This window comes from Streptomyces graminilatus, assembly GCF_001418565.1.
GTDB lineage: Bacteria > Actinomycetota > Actinomycetes > Streptomycetales > Streptomycetaceae > Streptomyces > Streptomyces graminilatus.
Window position 1 is genome coordinate 1 of sequence record NZ_LIQQ01000172.1, and the last position, 7,087, is coordinate 7,087.

The 7,087-nt window shown below is 70.0% G+C and carries 5 protein-coding genes; 1 reads left to right on the top strand and 4 read right to left on the bottom strand.

Annotated features, from left to right (window positions below; genetic code table 11):
* Nucleotides 1-277 precede the first annotated feature (277 nt).
* The 4 genes from AOK08_RS16195 to AOK08_RS16210 form a co-directional block, all read right to left on the bottom strand.
* A complete protein-coding gene (locus AOK08_RS16195) occupies nucleotides 278-781 on the bottom strand; it encodes an ATP-binding protein (RefSeq protein ID WP_055526273.1) in 504 nt (167 codons plus the stop codon).
* A 360-nt stretch (nucleotides 782-1,141) separates the two neighbouring features.
* The gene (locus AOK08_RS16200; protein ID WP_055526274.1) at nucleotides 1,142-1,909 is read right to left on the bottom strand and encodes an enoyl-CoA hydratase/isomerase family protein; all 768 of its coding nucleotides are present in this window, start codon (nucleotides 1,907-1,909) and stop codon (nucleotides 1,142-1,144) included.
* 81 nt (nucleotides 1,910-1,990) lie between these two features.
* A complete protein-coding gene (locus tag AOK08_RS16205) occupies nucleotides 1,991-3,205 on the bottom strand; it encodes a L,D-transpeptidase (RefSeq protein WP_055526275.1) in 1,215 nt (404 codons plus the stop codon).
* A gap of 186 nt (nucleotides 3,206-3,391) precedes the next feature.
* Nucleotides 3,392-4,645 (bottom strand): L,D-transpeptidase, encoded by a 1,254-nt coding sequence (locus AOK08_RS16210; RefSeq protein WP_055526276.1) that lies wholly within the window; start codon nucleotides 4,643-4,645, stop codon nucleotides 3,392-3,394.
* Nucleotides 4,646-4,867: 222 nt separating this feature from the next.
* Between AOK08_RS16210 and glgX the strand changes: the two genes are divergently transcribed.
* A partial coding sequence (gene glgX, locus AOK08_RS16215; RefSeq protein WP_055526277.1) for a glycogen debranching protein GlgX occupies nucleotides 4,868-7,087 on the top strand: 2,220 nt, incomplete at its 3' end.

Here is a 7,087-nt window from a genome sequence, read left to right on the forward strand (position 1 = left end):
TCCCCGAGGGGAGGGCGACGGGGCGAGCGGCGGCACCGCCGGTGGCGGTACCGGTCGCGCACCCGGTGGTCAGCGCCCCCGAGGCAACGATCCCGGCACCCGCACGCAGCACCGCCCGGCGGTCGGTCGTGGTCACCGCACCATTTAAGGGCGTACTGTCCGGAAAACGGGCGATTAGCCCGATCGGTGGCCCGCCCGCCCGCTCGTACGGCCGGACACCCGCACGGTCACGCGGTCGTCGCCGTCACCAGCGGTCACTACCGGTCGCTACCGGTCGCTACCGGTCGGCGACCCGCATCTCGAACCACGTCGTCTTCCCGCGCGGCAGGAGGTCGACCCCCCAGCGGTCGGAGAGTTTGTCGACCAGCATCAGTCCGCGCCCGCTGATGTCCATCTCCTGGACCGGCATCAGACACGGCAGCCCCCGCGAGGGGTCCCGGACCTCCACCCGGATCCAGCCCCGGCGCCGACGCATCCGCAGGCCGAACACGCGCGCGCCGGTGTGGCGCACCGCGTTGCCGACGAGTTCGGAGACGAGCAGGACCGCGTCCTCCGTCATCTTGGGGGTCAGCCCCCACTCGCGGAGTACGACGACCTGGGCGAGGCGGCGCGCGGCCGCGGCGGACTCGGGGCGGGACGGCAGCGGAACCTCGGCCACCGTCGGGTTCCCGAACAACTCCAGCGCCTTGAGCGCCCGTTCGTCCTCCACCGCAGGCGACCACCGTGCCGCCGTCGCACGACCGTGTCCCCGCGGCTGTTCCATGCCCTCCAGCCCCGCCATGCCCCCATCATGGCGGGCCGGACCTTCCTGGGGGGCCGTTCCGGAGGAATACGCCCCCGGGAACACGTCATTCCGGATGGGGCGTCCGACATATGCCGGAGACATTCCGTCGCCCACCGAATCCCCTCCGACCTGCGACGGAAGCTCATTTCCGGGCAAACGACAGGCCCCCTCGACGAGGCAGACTCAAGGCTGGCCCAAGACTCCCATAAACCGCCCGTTCGAGGGACCCGGATAAGACAACGCGTCAACTGCAAGGAAATTTGTTCGACGGAACCAGGCAGAACTCAGCGGAACCCAGCGGGAGTCAGAGCAAGTCGGAGGAGGCCGGAGGGAAGCCGGAGGGAAGCCGCAGCGAAGTCAGAGGAACTTCGCCTTTCCCGGACCGTCCTCCACGAAGCTCCGCATCCCGATCTCCCGGTCCTGAGTCGCGAACAGGCCCGCGAACCAGTTCCGTTCGATCGCGAGGCCCGTCTCCAGGTCGGTCTCCAGGCCCGCGTCGATGGACTCCTTCGCCGCGCGCAGCGCGATCGCCGGGCCCTGCGCGAGCTTCGCCGCCCAGGCGTGCGCCTCGGTGTACACATCGGCGGCCGGTACGACGCGGTCCACCAGACCGAGCGTCAGCGCTTCGTCGGCCTTGACCATCCGCCCGGTGAAGATCAGGTCCTTGGCCCTGGACGGGCCGATCAGCCGGGCGAGCCGCTGCGTGCCGCCCGCGCCGGGGATCACGCCGAGCAGGATCTCCGGCTGACCGAGTTTCGCGTTGTCACCGGCGATGCGGTAGTCCGCGCAGAGCGCCAACTCGCAGCCGCCGCCGAGGGCGTAGCCGGTGATCGCGGCGACGACCGGCTTGGGGATACGGGCGACGGCACTGAAGGAGTCCTGCAGGTCCCTGGACCGGGCGACCATCGCCGCGTGGTCCATGGCCTGCATCTCCTTGATGTCCGCACCGGCCGCGAACACCTTCTCCCCGCCGTACACGACGACCGCCCGCACGTCGTCCCGGCGGGTGGCCTCCTCGGCGAGTTCCTTGAGGCGGTCCTGGGTGGCGACGTCCAGGGCGTTCATGGGCGGCCGGTCCAGCCGGATCGTGCCGACGCCGTCCGCGACTTCGAGATGCACAGTCATGGAGGCAGGTTAACGGGGACTAACGACAACGGGCCCGGTGCTGTCGGTCACACCGGGCCCGCGACGAGAACGTGGGCGGGGCTACGCCTTCCACTGCTCCCAGGACATGTTCCAGCCGTTGAGACCGTTGTCCGGGCTGACGATCCGGTCCTTGGAGTGCTTCACGATCACCACGTCGCCGGTCATCGAGCGGTTGAAGAACCAGGCCGCCGACACCCCGCTGTCGTAGCCGCCGCGAACGTCCCGCAGACCTATGCAGCCGTGGCTGGCGTTGTAGTTGCCGAAGGCGTCGCCGCCCCAGTAGTTGCCGTGCAGGAAGGTGCCGGAGTCGGTCAGGCGCTGGGCGTGCGGAACGTCCTTGATGTCGTACTCGCCGCCGTAGCCGACCGTCTCGCCGTTCATCCGGGTCACTTCGAGGCGCTCGGAGATGACCATCTGGCCGTTCCAGGTGTCGTAGCCGGGCTTGCCGGTGGTGACGGGGATGGTCTTGATGACCTTGCCGTCCCGTCGTACGACCATTTTCTTCGTCTTGACGTCGACCGTGGAGATCTGGCTGCGGCCGATGGTGAAGGAGACCTGCTTGGACTGCTTGCCGTAGACGCCGGGGCGTCCCTCGACGCCGTCGAGGGAGAGGGCGACGGTGACCTTCGTACCGGGCGCCCAGTACTTCTCCGGGCGGAAGTCGAGGCGGTCGTTGCCGAACCAGTGGCCCTCGACGTCGACGGCCGGCTCGGTCTTGACGGTGATGGCCTTCTCGACATCTTCGGGGTGCGTGATGCCCCGGGTGAAGCGGATCGAGAACGGCATGCCCACACCGACCTTGGAACCGTCCTCCGGGGTGAACGTGCCGACGAACGTGTTCTTCGGGGTGAGGGTGGTGAAGGAGGACTCCTCCGCCGCCGCACGCCCCTCGCTGTCCTTGGCCACCACGTGCACCTTGTACGTGGTCGACGCGGCGAGATGCGTCGCGGGCGCCCACTTGGTGCCGTCGGCGGTCAGCGCGCCCTCGACCGGCCTGCCCTTGGAGTCCTCGACCGTGACCTCGGTCAGCTTGCCCTTGGCGGCGCTGACGGTGAGCGCGCCGCTGGTGTCCACGGACTTGGCGCCGTCCTCGGGCGCGATGGTGACGACCGCCTGGGACTGCTGGGTCCGCGCGGTGGTGGAGTCCTTGCCCTTCGGCTTGGCGTCGTCGGGCCCGGAGTCCGAACCGCCGCCCCCGGCGCAGGCGGTGACGGCGACGAGTACGACACCGGCGAGCAACGCCAACGGCCCGCTGCTCCCCCGTATGCCGCGCATGCCGCGTGTCCCACCCCGTCGGGCCGGCGCCGAAGCCCCCGATATCGGTCGCGCGTTCAAGCTTGTCTCCCCTCCCGGGGCCTTGCTCAGGCCCGCTTCCCCGGCGCGTCCCACGCACCCCGGCGCATATTAACCACAAGGTCACGCCCCCCGGCGGCCCCGGAAGGTCACCATTCCGTCCCAACATCATCGGCTTGTCGGACCCGGCCGTTCACCTTTCGTGGCGGTCCCCGCCGTCCATTCCCTCCAGCCCATGTTCCACCCGCCGAGCCCGTTGTCGGGAGCGACTTTCTTGTCCTTGCTGTGGACGACCTCGATGACGTCCCCGATCAGGCTCCGGTCGAAGAACCAGCCCGCCGGACTGTCCGAACTGCCGCCCTTCACATCCCTGAGCCCGACGCAGCCATGACTGACATTGGTCCTGCCGAAGGCGTCCGGCGCCCAGTAGTTGCCGTGCAGGAAGGTGCCGGAGGTGGTCAGGCGCATCGCGTGCGGCACGTCCGGGATGTCGTACTCGCCGCCGAAACCGACCGTACGGCTGTTCATCCGGGTCACTTCGAGCATCTCCGTGACCACCATTTTCCCGTTGTACGTCGTGTTCTTCGGCGACCCCGCCGTGATCGGCACCGTGGCCAGCAGGTCGCCGTCGCGCCGCACCTCCATGGTGTGCGCGGCCGCGTCGACCAGGGAGAGCTGGCTGCGGCCGACGGTGAAGGCGAACGTCTTGCGCTGGATCCCGTACACCCCGGGCGCCCCCTCGACATCGCGCAGAGCCAGCTCGACGGTGACCCTCGTCCCCGGTGCCCAGTACTCCTCGGGCCTGAAGTCGAGGCGCCCGGCGCCGAACCAGTGCGGCCGGATGTCGACGGCGGGCTCGGCGGTGACATGGACGGCGCGTTCGACGGCCGCCCGGTTGGTGATCTCGCGGTTGAACTCCAGGGACACGATCATTCCGGTGCCGACGATGGCGCGGTTCTCCGGGGTGACGTATCCGATGAACCGCTCGTCGGGCACGTAGGTGGTGAAGGTGGTGTGCCGGGCCGAACGGCGTCCCTGACCGTCGAGCGCCACGGCGTCGACCGTGTACCGGGCGGCCAGCGCGAGCCGCGTGTCGTCGGGCCGCCAGGACAGCCCGTCCTCGGAGATCCGCCCGGACACCTCCGACTCCTGCGCGTCCTGGGCCCTGACGACCTTCACGGACTCCAGGCGCCCGCTGGGCACCCGTACGAGAAGGGGGTTGCCGGGGCGCACGGAGCGGCTGCCGTCGTCGGGCGAGACGCGGATCACGTCCTTCGGTGCCCGGGGTTTCCCGAACACCGAGTCGGCCCCGCCCACCCCCTCCGACGTGCAGCCGGCGGCTCCGGCCAGCAGTCCTGCCCATGTCACTACGGCGACCAGCCCGGCCCTCGCGCGCCGAGCGCGCCCTTGTACGTGCCTCACGAACGACCCAACGACGCGGCCCGCCCCTGGGAAACGTGAGTGCGAGCCGCGCTCTGGGCAGAACAGGGGGAAGAAACGACGCGAGGACCGCGAGGAACAAGGCAACAGAGCACTGCGGCCGGGACGCCGCACACTTGTTCGCGCGGGGCGTGCATCGTTTCCCCTACTGGTCCCACCTACTGGTCCCACTTACTGGTTCCACGAGTCGCGGGAGGCGGAGAGGTGTCCAGCGCAGCCGAGCAGAAGGCGTTGGCGGTCGCGGAACAGCGTGCCGTCGAGGAGGGGCACCCCACCACCGTGCCGAACGGCGCGGCGCGCGCCGCGCTGCCCGCCGTGCCGGTGTGGCCGGGGACGCCGATGCCCCTGGGCGCGCGTTTCCGCACGGGCCCGGACGGGGTGTCGGGTACCAACTTCGCCCTGTGGGCGGGCGGGGCGGAGGCGGTGGAGCTGTGCCTGTTCGGCGGAGAAGGGGGAAGCCCCGGGGAAACCCGCGTCCCCCTCACCGAACTGACGCACGAGATCTGGCACGGTTTCGTGCCCGGGGTGATGCCGGGTCAGCGGTACGGCTATCGGGTGCACGGCCGCTGGGACCCGTGGACCGGCGCCCGCTGGAACCCGGCGAAGCTGCTGCTGGATCCGTACGCGCGTGCGGTGGACGGCGATTTCGACCTGCCGCCCGAGGTGTACGGGCATGTCCGCGACTGGCCCGAGCAGCAGGTGGCGGACACCGTGCGCGACGACCGCGACTCGGCGCCGTACGTCCCCAAGGGCGTCGTCGTCCACGACGACTCCCCCGACGACGAGTGGGCGGACGACCGCCGCCCGAAGACCCCGTGGGCGGACTCGGTGATCTACGAGCTGCACGTCAAGGGGTTCACGAAACTCCACCCGGGCATCCCGGAGGAGTTGCGGGGCACATACGCGGGCCTGGCGCACCCGGCGGCGACCGAGCACCTGACGAGGCTGGGCGTGACGGCGGTGGAGCTGCTCCCGGTCCATCAGTTCGCGCACGAGGACCATCTCCTGCGCCGGGGCACGAAGAACTACTGGGGCTACAACTCGATCGGCTACTTCGCCCCGCACGCGGGGTACGCGGCGACGGGAACGGCGGGCCAGCAGGTCGGCGAGTTCAAGCGCATGGTGCGCGCACTGCACGCGGCGGGCATCGAGGTCATCCTCGACGTGGTCTACAACCACACGGCCGAGGCGGACGAACACGGCCCGACGCTGTCCCTGCGGGGCATGGACAACAGGGGCTACTACCGCCTGCAGAACGACCCCCGCCGCTACACGGACTACACGGGCTGCGGAAACACGCTCCACGTGGTCCAGCCGCACGTACTGCGCCTGATCACGGACTCGCTCCGCTACTGGGTGACGGAGATGGGGGTGGACGGCTTCCGCTTCGACCTGGCGGCGGCCCTGGCCCGCTCGATGCACGACGTGGACATGCTCTCCCCGTTCCTGGCGGTGATCGCCCAGGACCCGGTGCTGCGCAGGGTGAAACTGATCGCGGAGCCTTGGGACGTCGGCTCCGGGGGCTACCAGGTGGGCGCGTTCCCCCCGCTCTGGACGGAGTGGAACGACCGCTACCGCAACGCGGTACGGGACTTCTGGCGGGGCGCGCTGCCGGACGTACGGGATCTGGGGTACAGGTTGTCGGGTTCGAGCGACCTGTACGCATGGGGCGGTCGCAGGCCCTACGCCTCGGTCAACTTCGTGACGGCGCACGACGGTTTCACGCTGCGGGACCTGGTGTCGTACGAGCGCAAGCACAACGAGGCCAACGGGGAGGGCAATCGGGACGGTACGGACGACAACCGTGCCTGGAACTGCGGCGCGGAGGGCGAGACGGACGACGAGCGTGTACTGGCTCTGCGGCGCCGCCAGTTGAGGAACCTGCTGACAACTCTCCTCCTGTCGACGGGCGTTCCGATGCTGGTCGCGGGCGACGAGCTGGGGCGTACACAGGGCGGCAACAACAACGCGTACTGCCAGGACAACGAGATCAGTTGGGTGGACTGGAGCCTGCTGGAGGACCCCGGCTGGCGCGCGCTGACCGAACTCACCGCCCGCCTCATCGAGTTGCGCCACCGCCACCCGGTCCTGCGCCGACGGGCGTTCTTCTCCGGCCGGGCCGATCCGGCGGACGGACTACGGGACCTGGCCTGGTTCACCCCCCGAGGCACGGAGATGACGGAGACCGACTGGTACACCCCCACGACAACCCTGGGCATGTACCTCTCGGGCCGCGACATCCCGGGCCGCGACGCCCGGGGCGCACCGATCACCGACGACAGCTTCCTGGCGATCCTGCACGCGGGGGACGCCCCGACGCGCTTCGCGCTGCCGGGGGCGCCGTGGGCGCGACGGTACGAGATCGTCGTAGACACGTCACGGGAGGAGCAGGGGGAGGCGCCGGGGCCGGCGCCTCCCCCTGCT